The organism is Acinetobacter johnsonii CIP 64.6, from assembly GCF_000368045.1.
In the GTDB taxonomy this organism is placed as follows: domain Bacteria; phylum Pseudomonadota; class Gammaproteobacteria; order Pseudomonadales; family Moraxellaceae; genus Acinetobacter; species Acinetobacter johnsonii.
In genome coordinates this window covers 244,854-264,071 of record NZ_KB849234.1, presented here as the reverse complement: position 1 = coordinate 264,071, position 19,218 = coordinate 244,854, and the positions used below count along the sequence as shown (strand labels likewise).

Annotated in this window: 21 protein-coding genes and 2 tRNA genes; 10 read left to right on the top strand and 13 right to left on the bottom strand. The window is 40.1% G+C overall.

Translation table 11 applies throughout. The annotated features are described in order from the left end of the window. Window positions 1-83 precede the first annotated feature (83 nt). Window positions 84-257 carry a DNA gyrase inhibitor YacG gene (locus F986_RS04670; RefSeq protein ID WP_004692619.1) on the bottom strand — a complete coding sequence of 58 codons (174 nt, stop codon included), beginning with the start codon at window positions 255-257 and terminating at the stop codon, window positions 84-86. A gap of 85 nt (window positions 258-342) precedes the next feature. On the opposite strand from F986_RS04670, the gene F986_RS04665 reads away from it, so the two are divergent. Genes F986_RS04665 through F986_RS04655 form a run of 3 tightly spaced genes read left to right on the top strand, consistent with a single transcriptional unit; the run spans window position 343 to window position 2,686 of the window. Then, window positions 343-1,002 (top strand): class I SAM-dependent methyltransferase, encoded by a 660-nt coding sequence (locus tag F986_RS04665; RefSeq protein WP_171057594.1) that lies wholly within the window; start codon window positions 343-345, stop codon window positions 1,000-1,002. A 3-nt stretch (window positions 1,003-1,005) separates the two neighbouring features. Next, window positions 1,006-2,217, top strand: a complete 1,212-nt coding sequence (locus F986_RS04660; RefSeq protein ID WP_004692617.1) for a TIGR03862 family flavoprotein — start codon at window positions 1,006-1,008, stop codon at window positions 2,215-2,217. Window positions 2,218-2,275: 58 nt separating this feature from the next. Further along, complete coding sequence (locus F986_RS04655) at window positions 2,276-2,686, top strand: GFA family protein (RefSeq protein ID WP_004692615.1); 411 nt, start codon at window positions 2,276-2,278, stop codon at window positions 2,684-2,686. Window positions 2,687-2,744: 58 nt separating this feature from the next. Here the strand turns inward: F986_RS04655 and F986_RS04650 are convergent, their stop codons facing one another. Together F986_RS04650 and F986_RS04645 are read right to left on the bottom strand one after the other, a co-directional pair. Continuing rightward, on the bottom strand, window positions 2,745-3,305 hold the full coding sequence (locus F986_RS04650; RefSeq protein ID WP_004692614.1) for a hypothetical protein: 561 nt from the start codon (window positions 3,303-3,305) through the stop codon (window positions 2,745-2,747). A gap of 12 nt (window positions 3,306-3,317) precedes the next feature. Beyond that, window positions 3,318-4,097 carry a class I SAM-dependent methyltransferase gene (locus F986_RS04645; RefSeq protein ID WP_004692610.1) on the bottom strand — a complete coding sequence of 260 codons (780 nt, stop codon included), beginning with the start codon at window positions 4,095-4,097 and terminating at the stop codon, window positions 3,318-3,320. A gap of 122 nt (window positions 4,098-4,219) precedes the next feature. On the opposite strand from F986_RS04645, the gene F986_RS04640 reads away from it, so the two are divergent. From F986_RS04640 to F986_RS04630, 3 genes are all read left to right on the top strand, one after another. Next, the gene (locus F986_RS04640; RefSeq protein ID WP_026056500.1) at window positions 4,220-5,506 is read left to right on the top strand and encodes a hypothetical protein; all 1,287 of its coding nucleotides are present in this window, start codon (window positions 4,220-4,222) and stop codon (window positions 5,504-5,506) included. A 120-nt stretch (window positions 5,507-5,626) separates the two neighbouring features. Further along, on the top strand, window positions 5,627-5,821 hold the full coding sequence (locus F986_RS04635) for a hypothetical protein (protein ID WP_004692607.1): 195 nt from the start codon (window positions 5,627-5,629) through the stop codon (window positions 5,819-5,821). A gap of 123 nt (window positions 5,822-5,944) precedes the next feature. After that, the gene (locus tag F986_RS04630; protein WP_004692606.1) at window positions 5,945-6,901 is read left to right on the top strand and encodes a 2-hydroxyacid dehydrogenase; all 957 of its coding nucleotides are present in this window, start codon (window positions 5,945-5,947) and stop codon (window positions 6,899-6,901) included. A 99-nt stretch (window positions 6,902-7,000) separates the two neighbouring features. Here the strand turns inward: F986_RS04630 and F986_RS04625 are convergent, their stop codons facing one another. The 4 genes from F986_RS04625 to F986_RS04610 all read right to left on the bottom strand — a co-directional run bounded on the left by F986_RS04625 (window position 7,001) and on the right by F986_RS04610 (window position 9,563). Continuing rightward, on the bottom strand, window positions 7,001-7,504 hold the full coding sequence (locus F986_RS04625) for a hypothetical protein (RefSeq protein WP_004692604.1): 504 nt from the start codon (window positions 7,502-7,504) through the stop codon (window positions 7,001-7,003). 118 nt (window positions 7,505-7,622) lie between these two features. After that, window positions 7,623-8,186 (bottom strand): hypothetical protein, encoded by a 564-nt coding sequence (locus F986_RS04620; protein ID WP_004692603.1) that lies wholly within the window; start codon window positions 8,184-8,186, stop codon window positions 7,623-7,625. 166 nt (window positions 8,187-8,352) lie between these two features. Continuing rightward, window positions 8,353-8,874, bottom strand: coding sequence for a hypothetical protein (locus F986_RS04615; RefSeq protein WP_004692601.1), 522 nt, complete (start codon window positions 8,872-8,874; stop codon window positions 8,353-8,355). Between the two features lie 299 nt (window positions 8,875-9,173). Then, window positions 9,174-9,563 (bottom strand): hypothetical protein, encoded by a 390-nt coding sequence (locus F986_RS04610; protein ID WP_004692600.1) that lies wholly within the window; start codon window positions 9,561-9,563, stop codon window positions 9,174-9,176. A gap of 173 nt (window positions 9,564-9,736) precedes the next feature. Here F986_RS04610 and F986_RS04605 point away from each other — a divergent pair, with 173 nt between their 5' ends. Together F986_RS04605 and F986_RS04600 are read left to right on the top strand one after the other, a co-directional pair. After that, window positions 9,737-11,773 (top strand): STM2767 family DEAD/DEAH box helicase, encoded by a 2,037-nt coding sequence (locus F986_RS04605; RefSeq protein ID WP_004692598.1) that lies wholly within the window; start codon window positions 9,737-9,739, stop codon window positions 11,771-11,773. 1 nt (window position 11,774) lies between these two features. After that, window positions 11,775-12,443, top strand: a complete 669-nt coding sequence (locus F986_RS04600; protein WP_004692596.1) for an STM2766 family helicase-associated protein — start codon at window positions 11,775-11,777, stop codon at window positions 12,441-12,443. 50 nt (window positions 12,444-12,493) lie between these two features. On the opposite strand, the gene glyS is transcribed toward F986_RS04600, so the two are convergent. The 3 genes from glyS to F986_RS04580 all read right to left on the bottom strand — a co-directional run bounded on the left by glyS (window position 12,494) and on the right by F986_RS04580 (window position 16,252). Further along, window positions 12,494-14,563, bottom strand: coding sequence for a glycine--tRNA ligase subunit beta (gene glyS, locus F986_RS04595; RefSeq protein WP_004692594.1), 2,070 nt, complete (start codon window positions 14,561-14,563; stop codon window positions 12,494-12,496). After that, the gene (glyQ, locus tag F986_RS04590; RefSeq protein WP_004692593.1) at window positions 14,563-15,552 is read right to left on the bottom strand and encodes a glycine--tRNA ligase subunit alpha; all 990 of its coding nucleotides are present in this window, start codon (window positions 15,550-15,552) and stop codon (window positions 14,563-14,565) included. Before glyQ ends, glyS begins: the two co-directional genes overlap by 1 nt. Window positions 15,553-15,961: 409 nt before the next feature. Beyond that, window positions 15,962-16,252, bottom strand: coding sequence for a hypothetical protein (locus tag F986_RS04580; protein WP_004692588.1), 291 nt, complete (start codon window positions 16,250-16,252; stop codon window positions 15,962-15,964). 172 nt (window positions 16,253-16,424) lie between these two features. Between F986_RS04580 and F986_RS04575 the strand changes: the two genes are divergently transcribed. Further along, window positions 16,425-17,522, top strand: a complete 1,098-nt coding sequence (locus F986_RS04575) for an HPP family protein (protein ID WP_026056502.1) — start codon at window positions 16,425-16,427, stop codon at window positions 17,520-17,522. A gap of 95 nt (window positions 17,523-17,617) precedes the next feature. On the opposite strand, the gene F986_RS04570 is transcribed toward F986_RS04575, so the two are convergent. After that, on the bottom strand, window positions 17,618-17,893 hold the full coding sequence (locus F986_RS04570; RefSeq protein ID WP_004692583.1) for a PspC domain-containing protein: 276 nt from the start codon (window positions 17,891-17,893) through the stop codon (window positions 17,618-17,620). A gap of 281 nt (window positions 17,894-18,174) precedes the next feature. On the opposite strand from F986_RS04570, the gene F986_RS04565 reads away from it, so the two are divergent. After that, entirely contained in the window at window positions 18,175-18,819 is a 645-nt protein-coding gene (locus F986_RS04565; protein WP_004692581.1) for a hypothetical protein, read from the top strand. Between the two features lie 143 nt (window positions 18,820-18,962). Here F986_RS04565 and F986_RS04560 read toward each other — a convergent pair. Both F986_RS04560 and F986_RS04555 read right to left on the bottom strand, forming a co-directional pair. Continuing rightward, a tRNA-Lys gene (locus F986_RS04560) sits at window positions 18,963-19,038 on the bottom strand. Between the two features lie 102 nt (window positions 19,039-19,140). Continuing rightward, window positions 19,141-19,216, bottom strand: a tRNA-Lys gene (locus F986_RS04555). Window positions 19,217-19,218: the final 2 nt, after the last annotated feature.

Sequence of the window (19,218 nt, the reverse complement as noted above, 5' to 3'; positions counted from 1 at the left end):
GTTTTCTTTTTAAGCGAATATTAAGATATTAAATAATGAACAATTTCGCTTAAAATATGAAAAATATCATGAAATTAAACATATTATTCTTCTGAATTTTCTGCCTGCGGTGCATCTTGCGTTGGGAGGCGATATTCATCATTGGCCCATGCACCTAAGTCGATCAGTTTGCAGCGTTCAGAACAAAAAGGACGAAAGGCGTTGTCTTCCCATTGACTCATTTCTCCACAACGGGGACAAGGGAAAGTGTGTGGCATGATCGGCTCCAGATAAAATTTTCGGATTGAAATAGGCAAAAACGTTGGCAGTTGTTAGACTGATGCGGTTTTTTCTTAGTTTGATCTGATTATGCCGATTCGTCAATTTCAAGCCCAGCGTATGCATGCGCCTCGTGATTTTCAAATGATCAGTCCTGATCCACTGTGTGTGGAAATTGGGGCGGGCAAGGGTAAACATGCTTTATTGTTTACGGCCAATCATCCTGAGAAAAAGCTGATTGCGGTTGAGCGTACCCGTGAAAAGTTTGTGGCGATGCAGAAACAACATGGCTTAGAAGGTCAGCAGAATTTACAGCTGGTACATGCCGATGCTCTGCCTTGGGTGGTGCATGCCTTACAACCGCAGCAGGTTGAACAATTCTTTATTCTTTATCCTAATCCTGAACCGCATAATCCTGCGCAGCGCTGGTTGAATATGCCGTTTTTTGAGTTTCTGATTTCACGTTTACAAGTGGGCGGACAAATTACGTTAGCCAGTAATATTCCAGAATATATTGAAGAAGCACAGCAACAGTTGATTGAGGTGTGGAAGTTACCGTTTGTAAAAGAGCGCATCGCGGATAGTTCTGCGAGGACGCATTTTGAAATTAAATATTTAGAACGAGGCGAGCTCTGCCAACAGTTGATCATCACCAAACCTGAAGGTTATCGCACGCGTTTTGATGCGTTTCAGGCTTTGCAAGGTCAGAACCCGCAGGCGCAAGCTTCGGATCAAGCTGAATAAATCATGCCAAAGCGTATTGCAATTATTGGGGCGGGCCCAGCCGGTTTGATGGCAGCAGAAGTGTTGAGCCAATATGATGTTCAGGTCGATGTGTTTGAACAAAAACCATCTGCTGCACGTAAGTTCCTGATGGCGGGTAAAACAGGACTAAATATCTCTCATGCCGAACCTGTGGAGCAGTTTATCGGTCGTTATGATCAAGCCGAATGGTTGGCACCTTGGATTCGTAAGTGGGATGCCACATGGATTCAAGCATGGATGAAAGGTTTAGGCATTGAGTCCTATGTCGGAACGTCTGGTCGTATTTTCCCGATTGAAATGAAAGCCGCGCCTTTATTACGTGCATGGTTGAAACGCTTGGTTGAGTCAGGCATCAAGTTTTACTATCGTCATCAATGCCTCAGCCTCAAAGAACATACACTTGAAATCAAGTCTTTGCTTAGTGATCAAGTGCGCAGCCAGAGCTATGATGCGATTGTCTTGGCTTGCGGAGCGGTGTCATGGTCTCAGCTCGGTAGCGATGGCGCTTGGCAAAACTGGTTGGAGGCCGATGAAATTGAGCCTTTTCAAGCCAGCAATGCTGGGGTAGAACATGAATGGTCTACCTATATGCAACCCGTCTTTGGTCAGCCACTGAAACGTATCGCAGCATGGATGGGCGATGCCGAAAAAAGTATGGGCGATATCGTCATCACCCATTATGGCTTAGAAAGTGGTTTGGTCTATAAGCAAGGTCGAGCGCTGCGTGCGCAGCAAAAACAGCTCCAACCTTTAGTGTTAACGCTTGATTTACTGCCAGATGTCACTGTTCAAGAATTGGCTGTGCGCCTGAAACCTACGAAAAAACAGTCTTTAAGTAATGTTTGGCGTAAAGCAGGTTTAGATGCAGCCAAGGCCAGTTTAGTGCGAGAGTTAGTTGCAAAAGAACACTGGAATTACCCTGAACAATTGGCGCAGCAGGTGAAGCAATTACAGATTCCTTTAACTGGTTTTCGTCCGATTGAAGAAGCCATAAGTTGTGCTGGCGGTGTGCGCCGTAAAGGCCTGAACCCGCAGCTACAATTAAAATCCAATCCCGCTGTTTTTTTATGTGGGGAAATGTTGGACTGGGATGCACCCACAGGGGGCTACTTACTCACGGCATGTTTTGCAACAGGACGTGCCGCAGGTGAGGGTGTGATGCAGTATTTGAATGTGGCAAAAAAATCGCCATAAGCGATGCAACTGAAAATCAGCTGTGCTAATTTGAATAAAAAATTCAAGGAGCGTCATGATGTCGGATCTTCAGCAGTATGTGGGCAGTTGCCTATGCGGTGCAGTGACTTATCAAATTGATGGGCCGATTGGCGATATTATTCAATGCCATTGTCAAAAATGTCGAAAGGCCAATGGAACGGCCTATGCAACCAATGCACCGATTGCTAAGGCGGATTTTAAACTGACCTCTGGTCAGGACGTCGTAAAAAAATATGCATCGAGTGCAGGCACAGAGCGTTGTTTCTGTGGCAACTGTGGTTCACCTTTGATCAGTATTAAAGCTGAAACACCTGAGTTTTACCGTTTGCGTATTGGCACTTTAGATACCCCGTTACTGCAAAAGCCGACGCAGCATATTTTTGTAGCGTCTCAAGCTGAGTGGGACAACATTTGTGATGCATTACCACAATATGCTGAACGCCCATAATTAGAAAAGATTTAAGTAAAAGGGATCATCGGATCCCTTTTCTTTGTCCGAGATTGAGTTAGTAGCCTGTCGACATCGTATCTTGAGCTTTAGGGTACTGCGACTGCCAGTGTTCAAGCTGTTCTTGGGCATGAATGAGCTCACCGAGGCCTTTCACGTTATCATGTGGTGCTGCGGCTTTATCTTGGATGATTTTGGCTTGGTTATCCCAATATTGGTACATCAGAGTTTGAATGTAGCGCCCTTGTTCTGTTTTTAAATCCAGCTCTTTCAGCATATTCAGTGCAGACTGAATATTGTCTTGTTGACGTGTTTTTGCAAACTCATCCGTGAGCGTGCCTGCCTCACGCATTTTCATGAGTTCATCTTCCATTTCATCACTCATGCTACTAAAGCGCTGGTCATAGTCGACTAAGAGCGCAATATCGTGTGGATCATTGGCTGTTTTAGCAAAACTTTTGACGGGTTCAGAGCTGAGTTCTTGCAGAATTTTATCATCGTTCGAAAGGGTATCTTGCTCAGCAGATTCATTGGCTTTATTACAGCCTGTGAGGATTAAGCTGCCACCTAAAAGAAGCGGCAGTAAAACCTGTTTCAATGAAAGAGTATGTGGGTTCATATCGGTGTCCTATTATTCTGCTATTTTTTGAAAGTGATAGGCATAGGTGATGTAAGGAAAACTGATTTCGTCTTGTGGCTGTTTGCCCGTGTACTGCTGCACAATTTGTTCAAACTGATGTTTTAAATCCTGCTGTTGTTCGAGTGGCATTGCGGCAATAAAGCTGGTCGAAAGGAGGCGTTTTGAGACCACTTGTTCTACTGTACCTGTTTGCTGCTGTGCAAACTGATGCAGGCTTTTGAGCTGAAATAAGTGTTGATGTTCAAAGACTTTTTGCCATATCCCACTATGATAACGCGGGGTATCTCCTTCTAAAGGCGCGAGCCGTTCTGCGAGTGCATTGACCCAGTCAACTTGAGTGTCGCGTTGGTTCCAGACCAAACCCAAATGCCCTTGCGGTTTTAGGACACGATGGATTTCTTTTAAACTGTCCATGTTGGCAAACCAGTGGAAGGCCTGCGCAGATAAAACTGCATCGATACTTTGCGAAGGCAGGGGAATATGGTCACTAAAGGCTTGTAATGTTTCCACCTGTGGATAGGCTAGTTTGAGTTGAGCCAACATTTCGGTAACAGGTTCGATGGCAGTGAGCTGTCCACTATGTGGAATCAGATAAGGCAGAAACTTACCTGTGCCCGAGGCAAGATCAATCACACGTGAATTTGTGTTTAAATGCAACTGCTCGGTGAGCCATGCATGGATCTCTTGTGGATAACTTGGACGCACTTGTTGATAAAGTTCAGCAGCTGCGCTAAACCCGTGTTGTGCTGCAGGATGGAGTAATTGTGTCATATTTTGCGCTTTTTTATCTGCTCTGCATCTATAAAATAACACATTTGGTTCGATGAAATCGCTTATGCTGTATGGAACGAACATGACCTCACTTTATAGGAATGAAATCTCTCAGCATGGACATGGCGAAACAAATTATTTTTGAAGATGAACAGATTCGTGTCATTTTTTTACAGGGTTCATCGGACGAACTTATTTTCTCTTTTGGAGACCTGATTACCCGTGCCAAGGGAACGTCGATCAATGCAGAAAAGTCGCTGGCGAAGTTTGGCTTTAATGTGGTTGGCATTATGCCAAAACATAAGTCATGGTTTCCTGAGTCTTCGATGTTGGCGATGTTAGAGGCAATTCGCGCTTGGATTGCCCCCTTTCAAACCCGTATTGCCTATGCAGGGTCAATGGGTGGTTATGCTGCGATTAAATACTCTAAACTGCTTGGTTTTAAGCGCGTAGTGGCCTTGGTGCCGCAGTATTCGATTGACCCAGAACAGGTGACGGATAACCGCTATAACATGTTCTATCAGCCTGAGCTGAACCATGACATGCAGGTTCAGCCGAAAGATGTCTCGGCAGAGTGTGAATACATTGTTATTTATGACCCTTACTGCCCTGAAGACCGTGCGCATTATGAAAAATTACAAACGGTCGTGCCGAATCTGAATACCCTTAACTTACCTTTTACAGGGCATGATGCGATTGCGGTTTTAGCCAGTTCAGATTTGTTGCACGATTTTTTACGTCATGAGTTTGATGCGCCGTATTTTTATAAAAAAATTCGTGAAGTGAAAAAGAACAGCAAGTTTTACTACCGTAAAGTGATCGAAAACTTGTTGCCGCGTCATCGCTTTTCTTTGGGGCGAATTCTGAAAAATAATGAGCTTGAGTTAGACGGTCAATTTTTTGATAGCAAACTCAAACAAAGCATTATCCGCGAGTTACTCAGCAATCGACAAGTGAGCCAGACCGATCTGTTGAAACTGGGCATTCAGGTCAACTTGCCGCAAGAAAATAGCTGTCAGTTAATGGATAGTTTTGGACATGGTTTAGTGTTCAATATGATCAGTCAAAAGATTGAAAGCTATGCACCAGATGCCATTGCGCTGAATCATAAGTTTCTGCTGCCGATTTTTGCCAAGGGCAATGGACTAGTCCACATTTACTATAACGATATGCGCTATACCATCGTCATGAATGACCGTCAGATTATGAAATTGGTGCATGAACAAGCCGAATTGGGCGCTGGAATGCATCCATTGTTAATGAAAAAATACAGTGATTATTATCTGATTAGCTATAAGCAGTTTAACTTTAGCTGTGATGAATATGGTGGCTTTGATTTGGTCGAAGATATTCCAGAAACAGCGCAGTTTTTGGTGTCAAGCGATGCTGAGTCAGATGTGTTCATGTGATTTATTCATATAGGGCTTTGGTCTAAAGCCAAGCACTTGTTTTGCGCCCTATTTGGTTTAATATGAAAGTATTGTTTATCTTTTAAATAATACGGATAAAGATCAAATAGGGTGGAAGCAATGCAAAGACATTGGTCGGCTGTATTTATAACATTACTGTTTATTTCAACCTCACAAAGCGTACTGGCACAAAGTTTAGACCCAGCTTATCTGACATTTGGTGGTGGCCTGATTCTCTTACTGATCCTGACGTTTTATGTGATTAAACAGATCAGTATTTCTATTCGTATTCATCGTAATAAGCCCGTTAAATAGTGGGCTTTTTTCTGTGTGTTGCGGCTATTTTTAAGTGGTGAAGACAGTGTTTACGTTGAAAAAAGGGGCTGAGTTAGTTTAAATAAGCGCTCTATCATTATGCAGAACAACTGGACGTGAGCAATGAAAGCCGTATTTTTAGATTATGCATCCTTAGATAAAAATGATTTGGACTTTCAAGCACTGCATGCTGTTTTTGATGAACTGATCCTTTACCCAAGTACCGATGCTGAGACGCTTGTTGCGCGTGTGCAAGATGCAGATGTGATTATTAGCAATAAAGTAATGGTGGATGCCGATACCCTAAAACAATGCTCTCAGTTAAAGTTGATTTTAATCTCTGCCACTGGCACCAATAACATCGATTTGCAGCAAGCCAAAGCACAAGGTGTTGTGGTGTGTAATTGTCAGGGTTATGGTACGGCAGCGGTGGCACAGCATACTTTAATGTTGATGCTTAACCTTGCAACCTCCTGCTTGCAATATGACCGCGCGGTGCAGCGGGGCGAATGGAATAAAGCTTCGCAGTTTTGTCTACTGGACTACCCAATTATTGAACTTTCCGGTAAGACCTTGGGCATTTTAGGGTATGGAGAATTGGGACAGGCGGTGGCTAAACTCGCTGAAGCATTTGGCATGCGAGTTTTAGTGGGAAATTTGCCGAACCGTCCACATGCTGACTCAACACGAGTGGGCTTTGACGACTTGCTGGCGCAATCAGATTTTGTCAGTCTGCATTGTCCATTAACCGATGACACACGTGACCTGATTGATGCTCAAGCTTTTGCAAAAATGAAAAAAAGTGCCTTTTTAATTAATTGTGCACGGGGTGGAATTGTCAATGAAGCAGCTTTGGCAGACGCGTTAAAACAGGGTGAAATTGCGGGTGCAGCAACTGATGTATTGACCGTTGAGCCACCTAAAGAGGGTAATGTTTTATTGGAGGCTCGTCTGCCGAATTTAATCATTACGCCGCACAGTGCGTGGGGCAGTGTCGACGCACGTCAACGCATGGTGCAGCAGTTAGTGGAAAATGCTCAAGCTTTTCAAGCTGGGCAGCCAATCCGTCGAGTGAATTAAAGCAAATGATTACAACTAAAAAGCCCGTCAGATGATGGGCTTTTTAATTGTTGCTCTTTTTAAGTTCAGCTTTAATCGTGTTTTCTAAAGATTAGAAATTTAACAATTTTTAATAAATTTAGGATCGAAATATTGTTGCAGGTGAATTAACGCACGCTGTGTGTCGCTATTTTTAGGATTCATGAGCATAAAATAACTTTGTTGGCGTGCAAACGCTTGTGCCTTTCCCTCTTCAGCATAAAATCCCCCATTGGGATAGGTCCAATGTGTTTCAAATGCTCGTAGAGTTTTATTTTGATGAAAGTAAAAACTGCGTTTGCTTTGGAATGATTCACCATAAATTTCGAGTGTCAGCTTACAATGATCTTTAAGTTGATACAGCGAGGCTTCATTCCCTTCAGTCGATTTATATTCTTCATCCTCAATCATTTCAATAGATTGAAGCTTTCGCCCTTCAGCCTCATGACTGTACTGTGGCCATATTAGATGCTGTTGTAAAAGATTCAACGTTGCAGCGTGCTGTAGCTTAGGAATTTTAGAATAAGTAAATAACGCTACAAGTACTAAAAATATTCCAATAATGATACCAATGATTATTTTCATGAAAATTTTTATGATTATGTGGTTTTTATAGGTCGATGCTAGAGTCTAAGCTCAATAAATTCAAAAGTTTTTTTGTTTTTTTAGTCAAAAGCCCATCAACTGACGGGCTTTTTTGCTATTAAAGCTTAGTCACTTTAATTTCTTCTTCTGCTTGGGCGGGTGTAAAGGAAGAAGGTGCTTGGGTAATCGTGGGCTCATTTACTGTTTGGGGTGCGACAGGCTGTGGAGATGAGACTGAAGGCGCTTGAACCGCAGGAGCATCTACGGGTGCTGATGACGGTTGACTCAAGCTGCCTTGGTAAATGGGAGCGGGTTGATCTGTTTGACCAGTAATCACTTGCTTGGTTTCATGCAGTTTTTTATTCACATTTTGGGTGACTTGTTGTCCTGTTTCTTTAGCTTGTTCTGCGGTGTTGTTGGTGATGGTTTTTGCACTGTCCAAGGCTTGGTGTGCAGAAGGGCGAATTTTTTGGATGCCTTTTTCTGTTGCAGTACCGACTTTTTCCACCGTGTTAATCACACCTTCTTGAGTTTTATAAGCCCAGACATGCAAGATGTTGGGGTTTTTACCATAAGGCGTAATTGGCTTTTGCGCTTGCTGAGTGGTGGTTTCTGTTTGTGCCCATACACCTGCTGTTGTCATTAAAAGAGCGCATAAGAGGGTTGTTTTCATCATATTCATAGAGCAGTGTACCTCTTGGGCTATCGTGCATAAATCAGCGTTTTAGCATAAAGCCTCTTTGTGTGAATTTCATGTGCTTGGTTGTAAACAAGCGTAGTGTGCAAACGTATATAGCTAAAAAAGAGCCCAGCATGTGGACTCTTTCAACTCTGGAGGAGTTTAACTTCTACTTCGCGCCAACGGCAGCATCCGCAGATGAACCGACTTTGGCTTTAGCAACAGGTGTATCTAGTTCCACTTGAGCCTGCCCATTTACGTCAGCACGTTTGGGTTGACCACTGACAGCCTGCTTAGTTTCCTGCCATTTTTGTTTGGTCGCTTGTTGGCCTTGTTTCGCTTTATCCGCTATATAGTGACCACTTTTTTTGGTGTTATGCTCAACAGAGTGTTTAGCGTCACCTGCCTTATCTTTTACGGCAGCAGATTTTTCAGCTGAAAATTCTTTGGTGTCTTGCCATTTTTCTTTGCTGAATGCTTTGGTTTTGTCGACACCATGTTCAACCGTTTCACCTGTAGTATGCGCGGCATGTTTGACATCATGTTTTAAGTTTTGCAATACGCTTGGCTGCGAGGTTTGAACTTGAACATTGGCCGATGTATTGGCCGTGGTATTTGCAAATAGGGAAGTGGAGGCTAAAAGAGCAGTGGTTAAAGCGGAAGCGGTGAGTGTCTTTGTTAAAACTTTCATCTTTGATTTTCTACCTCTTATGACAGAACCCGATGAGGAGTTCAGAACAGCAGTCATCATAAACAGAAATGAGCCCAAATATAGCGTTTGATATGAAAGTCGCACAATGCGGCAACAGCGTATGAACAATAGACTGAAAATTGTGTCGTTCAGTTAATTCATTAAAATTATGTAAGTTTATGCGTAGTCGTTGTTTTAAATGTAAAGAATATGGAGACTGGTATTGAAGCAAAGGACACGAAGCGAAAGGCATTTGAGAGAAAGTCATCACTGATGTTGCACCAGTGATGACGATTTGCTTAGTTACATTGCGCTAAGGCTTCTTTTGCAAAGTGATTACGTAGTGCGAGGAAGTTTTTCTGTACTTCTGCATCGTGTAATTCAAATTTGGTTGCTGTGCTTGTACCATCGAGTGCAAAAGTTGCTGAGCCACCTGTGATGAGGGTGTAGTCACGGAACGCCCACTGTTCTACGACTTTGCCTGCTTTCAGGTTGCCGGTAAATTCGATGACACATTTGTCTTCAAACTTGGTCAATTTTGCTTTGTTATTGGTTGTGTCCGGATAAACTTCAATGTCTTGGATTTCTTGTAATACACCCGCTGTCAACTGTGGAATCGTTGGTTGAGATGTACATGCTGTAATAGAAAGGGCAGCAAAAGTAGCGAAAAGTACAGTTTTTAATTTCATAAGGTTCGTTCTTGTTGCGAGTTGTTAGGTTGAGTATAGGGATTAGATGTTAAATTGCCTAGAGCATTTAGGTAGAAGAAATAATTTAATAAGCAGTTGGGTTTAGAGTTTCCTGTAGTCGTGGTATATTATTATGAAAAAATTTAAGTGTAACTTTTTGGGAACTTTTTTAGATGGATATTCCAAATAATTTGTATATACAAGAATCATTAAAAGAAAGATTAGCCCAGCATCATATTGATTTTTTAGTTTCTCTTATTGATAAAGATTGCTCCCAAGCCTACGCGTTATTTTCACCTTTAAATGAAAAGGAATATACTTACTTTTATGATCAAGAAAAAGAAGAGCCCGATGAGTATACAAATGGCTTTGTTTTTCTACAACCTGGTTATTCGATAGTATTTATAGGTTTAGATGATGATGAAGAGTCTTTAGATTATTACAAGGAGCAATTTCTTTTGGATCTAAATACTTTGTCAGATAAATTTAAATATGATAAATATATTGGTCGGCAGTTGAAGTGGAAGAAATATATTTCTGAACAATACTTTATAGATGATTTAGGTTGTTATATTAATTTAAAACAAGAAGATCAGGATGATAAGAGGAAGACTGAGTTGTTGATTTCTCTTATCATCGGAAGTATTAATCAAATTGAGAATATACTGATTAAGGCTCCTGATAATCTTTTAGATAAAGTTAAAAATAAAATTCAATTATTTGATGGTGATCAAACAAGATTTATCTATGATTCTGAGTCGGATTTAAAAAAAATTAGAATACAAGGTTTATCTGGCTCAGGTAAAACGGAGTTGCTTTTACATAAGTTAAAAGAAATATATTTAAAAGATGGTGAGTCTAAGATTTTGTTTACTTGTCATAATAAAATTTTATCTTCTTCTTTGAAAAATAGGATTCCTTCCTTTTTTAACTTTATGAAAGTTGATGTTCAAATTGATTGGGAAAAGCTTCTATGTGTCCATGCTTGGGGTTCTACTTTGAATCCACTTTCTGGTGCGTATAGATATATTTGTGAGAAGTATGACTTAAATTTTTATACATTTTCACGTGAAAATACTTTTGATAAAGTATGTAAAGTTGCTATAAAAGAGTTAAGAGGAAAAGTACTAGATGATAATCATAAAATTTTTGATTATGTCTTTATTGATGAAAGCCAAGATTTTCCTAAATCTTTTATAGAGTTGATAGAATTGGTAACAAAAAAGCAAATGTATATTGCTGGAGACGTTTTTCAGAACATTTTTGATAACATTGATTCGAATTCTGTTGAACCTAATTTTTTATTAAAAAAATGTTACAGAACTGATCCACGAACATTAATGATTGCACATGGGATGGGGTTAGGAATTTTTGAAGAAAAAGCAATAAAGACTTTGAGTGTGAATGAATGGAAAGCTTGTGGCTATAATGTATTGGAAAGTAATAGACAATATGAATTAAGTAGAGACCCAACTAGGAGATTTGAGGATTTAGAATCAGAATCTATTGTTAGTTTTGAAATGCTTACTTTAGATAAAAGTATATATGATAAAAATCTAGTTAACTATATTGTTCAGATAGTTCAATCAATTTGTCAAGATAATAGTACTGTAACAGTATCTGATATCGGGATAGTATTCATTGATAGAGACCCAATCGTTTATAAATATGTAGAGTATTTTTGTGCTCATTTAGACCAGTTGATTGAATGGGATGTGAATAATGCTATTAAAAGCAAGGAAAACATTGAAAATCAATTATTTGTAAGTAATATCAATAATGTGAAAGGTCTAGAGTTTCCTTTTGTGATATGTATTTCAAATTCGATAAGAAACGATGCTTCATATAGAAATTCTCTTTATATGACATTAACTAGATCATTTTTGAAGACTTACTTTGTGGTCGGTTCAATTGATCAAGATTTAAATTATAGATTTACTAAAAATATTGAAAATATTAATTTAACAAAAAAAATGCATGTAAGTGTTCAACAAGAAACCTTACCTGAAAGTTTAACTATTAACTTGAAAAGTGATGTTTCCAATTATTCTTTAGCTGACTTTATTAAAAATTATTTAAAGGAATCAGATTTAGAGGCACCGATTAAAAATAAGATATATAAGTTAACGAAAGGATTTTATGAGGATTCAAATATATATAATCCTGATGAAGTTGAAAGATTTATTAATGATTTTATAGAAAAATATTAAAATGAATGAATTATTTTTTTACTCAATAGATTCATTTAAATTGGATTTAATTTTTGATAGCGCTATTAGGCATAAAATTGATTTAATGAAACTTTCCCTAAATTTAATGGTTGAGTTGATGGATGAGGATGTGGGGTTTGTTTTAAATGAAAAATCGAATTTTGTTTTGATTAAATCTAAAGATACTTTTAGATATAGTGTTATAAAAGAAAAACAAATTATGTCAGCTATTCTTCCTTTTAGGTTTAATTTTGATGTAGATATTGAGTTTAATCATAATCGGGATATTGTTGATATAAATGATTTTTATGTTCTTTTGTTATGCGTCGATAAAGTGAAATATGAGATTGACAATGGGATGGATCTTCTGTCGGATGATATTCGTTCCTTAATAGATGAAGTTTTAATTCAAGAGTTAAAGCTAAATAATGTTTTAGAGTATAAATATAAAAAACTTTTAAATCATATGTTTTTTCAGGAAGATGGGTATTTGAGATTTGATTATGATGAAGATAACTGTAATGGACATTTACACCCTTTGAATCATCTTGATGTAAATTATAGCAACTCATCTACATTTAAATTAGGCATAAAATCAAAAATCGATTTTCACACTTTTTGGAGTATTTTACGTTCTGACACGAACTGTTTCTATTTGGAGGAATCATAAAAAAACCCGCTATTTCTAGCAGGTTTTTTTAATTCATAACCAATTAAGGCTTAGTGCTGCAACACTGAAATATCCGCAACACTTGTAAACAAATCACGTAACTGAGCCAGTAAACGTAAACGGTTCGCTTTCAATTCAGCATCATCTGCCATCACCATGACGCCATCAAAGAACGCATCAATTGGTGCACGCAGCGCAGCTAACTTAGAAAGTGCAGAAGTGTAGTCTTTTGCAGCTAAAAGCGGTTGAACCACAGGCAAGATATTTTGAATCTCTGCATAAAGTGCTTTTTCAGCATCTTCAAGCAATTTAGATTCGACAATTTCACCCGTAGGTGCAGCTTCTTTCGCCAAGATATTCGCAACACGTTTATTCGCAGCAGCCAAAGCAGCAGCTTCGGGCAGGCTACGGAAATGATTCACCGCAGTCACACGCTTATCAAAATCAAGAGGTGATTTTGGTGAAAGCGCTTGAACCGCTTGAATCACATCAACTGCAACGCCTTGGTCTTCATACTTCGCACGATAACGACCTTCAAGGAATGCAACAGCATCCGCCAAAGTCTTGTTGTGGTCTTTCAATACATCGCCATAAGCAGCCAAAGCAAGCTTGATCAACTCTTCAATTGAAACATCAAGATTATTTTCAGTCACTAAACGCAAAATACCAATCGCAGAACGACGTAAAGCAAACGGGTCTTTAGAACCTGTAGGCGCTTGACCAATACCGAAAATACCAGTCAACGTATCTAAACGATCAGCAAGGGCAATCGTCGTACCCGTTTTGGTTTTCGGTAGAACATCGCCAGCAAACTTAGGTAAATATTGCTCACCTAAAGCTTCCGCAACTTCATCATTTTCGCCTTCAATACGTGCATAGTAAGTGCCCGCAATCCCTTGAAGTTCAGGGAATTCACCGACCAATTCAGAGGTTAAATCACACTTTGCAAGAAGTGCTGCTTTTTCAGCATCCGCAGGATTTGCACCCGTGATTGCAGATAAAGCCACAGCCAATTTAGCAATACGTTCAGATTTATTCCAAAGCGTACCTAACTGTGCTTGGAAAACCATATTGGCTAATTTTTCTTTACGAGATGCAAGCGGTTGCTTTTGATCTTGTAAGAAGAAGAATTCAGCATCAGACAAACGAGGGCGTACAACTTTCTCATTCCCTTCAATGATTTGAGTCGGATCTTTCGACTCAATATTTGAAACAGTAATGAAATAAGGCTGTAGTTTGTTATCGCTATTTACCAAACAGAAATACTTTTGGTTGTCTTGCATGGTAGTGATCAATGCTTCTTGAGGCACAGCAAGGAAGCGTTCTTCAAAGCTGGCACGAAGCGCAACTGGCCATTCAACCAATGCAGTTACTTCATCACGTAAATCAGCAGGAACGATCGCAATCGTATTCACTTCATCTGCAAGTGCTTTAACTTGTTGGTCAATGATCGCTTGGCGTTCTTCAAAATTAGCGACAACTTTTGCAGCACGAAGCGCATCTAAGTAAGCATCTGCATTGGCTAAAGTAATCGCTTCAGGTGCATGGAAACGATGACCATAAGTCACATTGCCTGCTTTGTGATCCTGAATAGTTGCATCAACAACATCATTATCTTTTAACAATACAACCCATTTTACAGGACGAACGAATTCGGTACGGCTTGCCGCAGAACGCATACGTTTTGCAATTGGAAGGTTATCTAAAGCGGTTTGTAAAATTTGTGGCAGTAAAACATCAAGGCTTTGACCTTTGACATCTTTTAGATAGCAAACTTTTTCAATTTTACCTGCTTGGAAAGTTGAAACTTGATCAGCAGTAATGCCTTGACCACGCATAAAGCCTTCAAGTGCTTTGGTTGGCTTACCTTCAGCATCATAAGCAGCTTGTACAGCAGGGCCATCAAAACGTTTTTGAGTATCTGCTTGCGCACCATCGACATTGATAATTTTCAATGCCAAACGACGAGGCGCTGCATAGGCTTCGATAGAGTCAAAAGCTAAACCTGCATCTTTTAAGCCTTTTTCTGTTTCAGCTTGCAATGCATCACGTAAAGTTTTTAAGCTTTTTGGTGGAAGTTCTTCACAGCCAAGTTCAAATAAAACTGTATGTTTAGACATTATTTGTTCTCCGCTGATTTTTCTGCTTGAGCCGCTTCGGCTTCAACCTGAGCTTTCAATTGAGCTAAAACTTCATCACGTAAATGTGGTTCTGCCATTGGGAAACCAAGTTTGGCACGAGCCGCCACATAACTTTGCGCAATTGAACGAGCTAAAGTACGTACACGTAAAATATAGCGTTGACGCTCAGTCACCGAAATTGCACCACGTGCATCGAGTAAGTTAAAGCAATGAGATGCTTTAATGACTTGTTCATAGGCAGGGAGTGGTAATTCTGCTTCAATTAAACGAGATGCTTCGGCTTCATAGAAGTCAAAGAGTTCAAACATTTTGTCGACTGGTGCGTATTCGAAGTTATACGTTGATTGCTCAACTTCGTTTTGATGGAATACATCACCATAAGTGACTGTACCAAATTGACCTTTGGTCCAAACAAGATCGTAAACTGAATCGACACCTTGTAGGTACATTGCCAAACGTTCAAGACCGTAAGTGATTTCACCTGTTACAGGGTAGCATTCAACACCACCGACTTGTTGGAAGTACGTAAACTGAGTCACTTCCATACCGTTTAACCAAACTTCCCAACCTAAGCCCCAAGCGCCGAGTGTTGGAGATTCCCAGTTGTCTTCTACGAAACGAATGTCGTGAGTAAGGGTGTCGATACCAATAGCTTTTAACGAATCTAGGTAAAGTTGTTGAATATTATCTGGGTTTGGTTTCAGTACCACTTGGAATTGGTAATAGTGTTGCAAACGGTTTGGGTTTTCACCATAACGACCGTCTTTAGGACGACGTGAGGGTTGAACGTATGCGGCGTTCCAAGTTTCAGGCCCAAGTGCGCGTAAGAATGTTGCAGTGTGGAATGTCCCTGCACCCATTTCCATATCGTAAGGTTGTAAAATGACACAACCTTGTTCAGCCCAGTAGTTTTGTAAGGCAAGAATTAAGCCTTGGAATGTATCAATATGCGATATGGCGCGACTCATGCAGCATCCATTATAAATATAAGAAAAAATTGGTTCTAAGTATAAGGATTTTGCAGAGGAGTGGCAAAGGCTCTATTTATTTTTCAGCACTTAATTTTATATTCGCTAAAATGGTTTAGTACGACCTGCACACAGTAAGTCATAATGAATTTCGCATAAACATTCATCATGCCAACCATAATGAATATCTTTGCATATTTGGTGGGAAATATTTTTTGAGTATCTCAATGTTTCTAAATGAGTATGAAGATCATGGGCTAACATAACAAAATGGGTCTCGGGATAAGGCCATTTGGCATGATTGTCAAAGTGGGAAACTGAATTTCCAAGTGACAATTCAAGTGTTAATAATTCATTTAAGCAGTCACAGATTTCAAGTTTTTCAGTCATTTTCTATACTTTTCAGAAATTATCCAATAATAAGGTGATGATGTACGGTGCAGTAAGCATCTGTATGCCAATTAGAATGCATATCTCGATTAACCTGTGCTTGAACATTTGGGTGTTGGGGAAAATTAAGATTTTTTAAATGCAGAGATTGTTTTAGATAAATCAAATGGCTCTCTTCTTTAGGCCATTTTGCATGAGTATCGTAACCAGAGATTTTGTTGCCTTGTTTCACTTCAAATTGAATCAGGGCAATTAAGCATTCACATAAACCTAAAGTTTCAAGGTGATCTTCATATTTGAATTTTCCCAAGACGTGTACCTTTCTTCTTATAAAAATGAAACTCTTGCGCTAAATATAGACTTTGCTGATAACAATTGAAATAACAAAATTGATATCTCTAAGATGTAAAATAGATGCATCTTATTGGTGAGACCGCGTATAATTTTGCACTGGTTAAGTGCGCAAAAGTAGAAGGGCGGCTGTGTTTCATATGCAACTTGAATGGTTAAATACCTTAAAACCGAATTTTAAAGTGTTACCGCTAAAGGAAAGAATGCTCTGTGGTTTGGGTGCATTGTTGGGATTAGCACTGTCTTCACTCATAAGTTGGTGGCTTTTGGGTGGGATCAATGCATGGTATATCGCCCCGATGGGTGCGTCCTCGGTGTTGCTTTTTGCCGTACCAGCTAGTCCTTTGGCTCAGCCATGGAATATTGTGATTGGGAATACGATTGCAGCTGTGATTGGGGTGACCTGTGCACTCTATATTTCCAACTTAACAGAAGCATTTAGTGTTGCTGTGGCTTTGTCGATTATTTTGATGATGACGACAGATTCTTTGCATCCACCAAGTGGTGCAGTGGCAATTACAGCGGTACTGGGAGGAGATACGGTACACGAGTTAGGGTATCAATTTGTGTTTTATCCTGTTCTACTTAACTCGATCCTGCTCCTTGTGATTGCGATAGTGTTCAATCGATTGCTTGGAAAACAATACCCAACCGTGGCGCAAGTCAATACGCGTAGCACCGACCCGACCCCCACCCAGAAGGTCACAATTCAACCTGAAGATATTCATCAAGTTTTAGCCCAAGAAACACAGTTGCTTGACATCAGTGAATATGATTTACAAAAATTGATTTTAAAAGCTCAAGCGCAGGCCGATACTCGCTTTCACATAGACCTGCGTTGTCGGGACATTATGAGTAAAGATGTCCTGTGTTTATATGAAGATGAAGACATTCAAGTCGCTGTGGAAAAATTTAAACAGGTCAATCTGATGAGTTTACCTGTGTTAAATCGAGCGGAACAGATATGCGGTACCTTAGCTTTATATGAAGTGGTGGAATGGTTCCAAAAGGCAACGGATTTGCGTACCTCTTGGCAAGATCAAGTCAAGCACATTATGAAACGTCAGGTGGTCACGGTACAGCCGGATCAAGAACTACAAGATTTGATCCCGTACTTTGTTGAACGTTCTTTTAACTATATTCCTGTGGTTGAAAACAAGGCTTTGGTCGGCATCATTAGCCGTGCTGATATGATTGCAGCGTTGTATCGTCTGCTACAACATCGCTAAGTCATGTGAGTGTCGTAGGCAAAAAAAAGCTACGACACTTTGGGGGAAGTTGTCGTAGCATAAAAAGAAACTTTTTTGAGACGAAAGATGCGCGCTTATGGGTTGCGATGATCTGGATTAACGGTACGCATCGTATTGCTATAACCAGATCGAGCCTGTGGAGAATGCTCGATTTGGTCTTTTTGTTTCGGCATCACCAACCAAAGAATTAGGTAAACCAAAATTCCAGGGAATGCTGCACTTAACAGTGAAATGGTGATGAAAACAATACGAAGTAAATTTGCGTTCCAACCAAAACGTTCAGCAATACCACCCATCACACCAGCAATCATGTTTGAGCGGTTTGAGCGATATAAACCAACATTGGCCATCTAGGTCTCCTTAAAATTTAAAATCTGAGTGGCTTTATGCACTCATAATTTAAAAATGGAGATGGAATTAAGTTTTTAAAGGTGACGGAGCTAATTAAAAAGTAAAGTTATGTAAAGAGATAAAAGCTAGGGTTTTGATCAGGACTAAAATGTGCTCTATTTGGCGTTGAGCTAGCTGCTTAAAGTCAGCAAGTCATTTGAATCCGAGAAAACACCAGGGGTCAGGATGGAATATTCGTGATGGTTATGGAGATTAATCACGTGCAGGAAGTGAGTGTGGAATGAAGTTGAAACGAAAACATCAGGGTTTGATTGGCGTATTACTGCAAGGAGCGGTGGCGCTAATTGGTGTATCGTTAGCTGGCTGTGATGGTGGGCTGTCGGAGGCGTCACAACAACATGAAAATAGCACGGTAGAGGATGCTGCTGTTACGGCTGAGTCGGGGAAGAAGCTGACTGAGGTGGCAGGGCGGGCCACCATGCAAGATGATTCGGAGTATGCACCTCGTACGCTTGATATTCGTGAACAGCAGTTCATTGGGCGTTATCGCACACAAATTCAATGTGATGGTTATTTTTTCCCTTGTGAAACGGGGAAGGCTGATTTTATTCTCAATTTTTTACCTGATGGTACGGTGCATCGCAGCATTGTACGTTTGGGTAAGGTCTTTTCAGAAAAACAACGCCCTGGCTTTTCAAACTTAAGTTATCGCCGTGATACATGGACCATGAATAAAGAGCGAACAGAGTTGATCGTACATCGTAAAGAGGGGATTAATTTTTATTATCGCGTGGTGGATTCGCAAACGCTGCAAATGGATTTGGATAAAAGTAATAATCTAGATGCCACTAACCAAAAATTGTATGCACGAGGTTTTCCGAAATTAGAGCGTGCGTATACATTAAAGCGTGAGCCTAATTCATAGTTAAAATAGCACTGGGCAAAGCAACAGAATAAGACTGAAGAATAAAAATAGTGAAGAAATGAACAGCGTGCGAATTTTATGACTTAAATAGCGTGTCGCTAAATAAATGTCATATCAATGCAATTAAAGAGGATTTAAATAAATGGTGGGTCGTCCGCGATTCGAACGCGGGACCAACGGATTAAAAGTCCGCTGCTCTACCAGCTGAGCTAACGACCCTGAGCAAGGTGTGCGAAAGAGTATTCGCTGAAAGTTTAAAAAAGAAATTTTTAAAGCATTCGAACCTGAGCAGGTTTGTAAAATTAGATTTTACAAGAAAGATGGTGGGTCGTCCGCGATTCGAACGCGGGACCAACGGATTAAAAGTCCGCTGCTCTACCAGCTGAGCTAACGACCCAT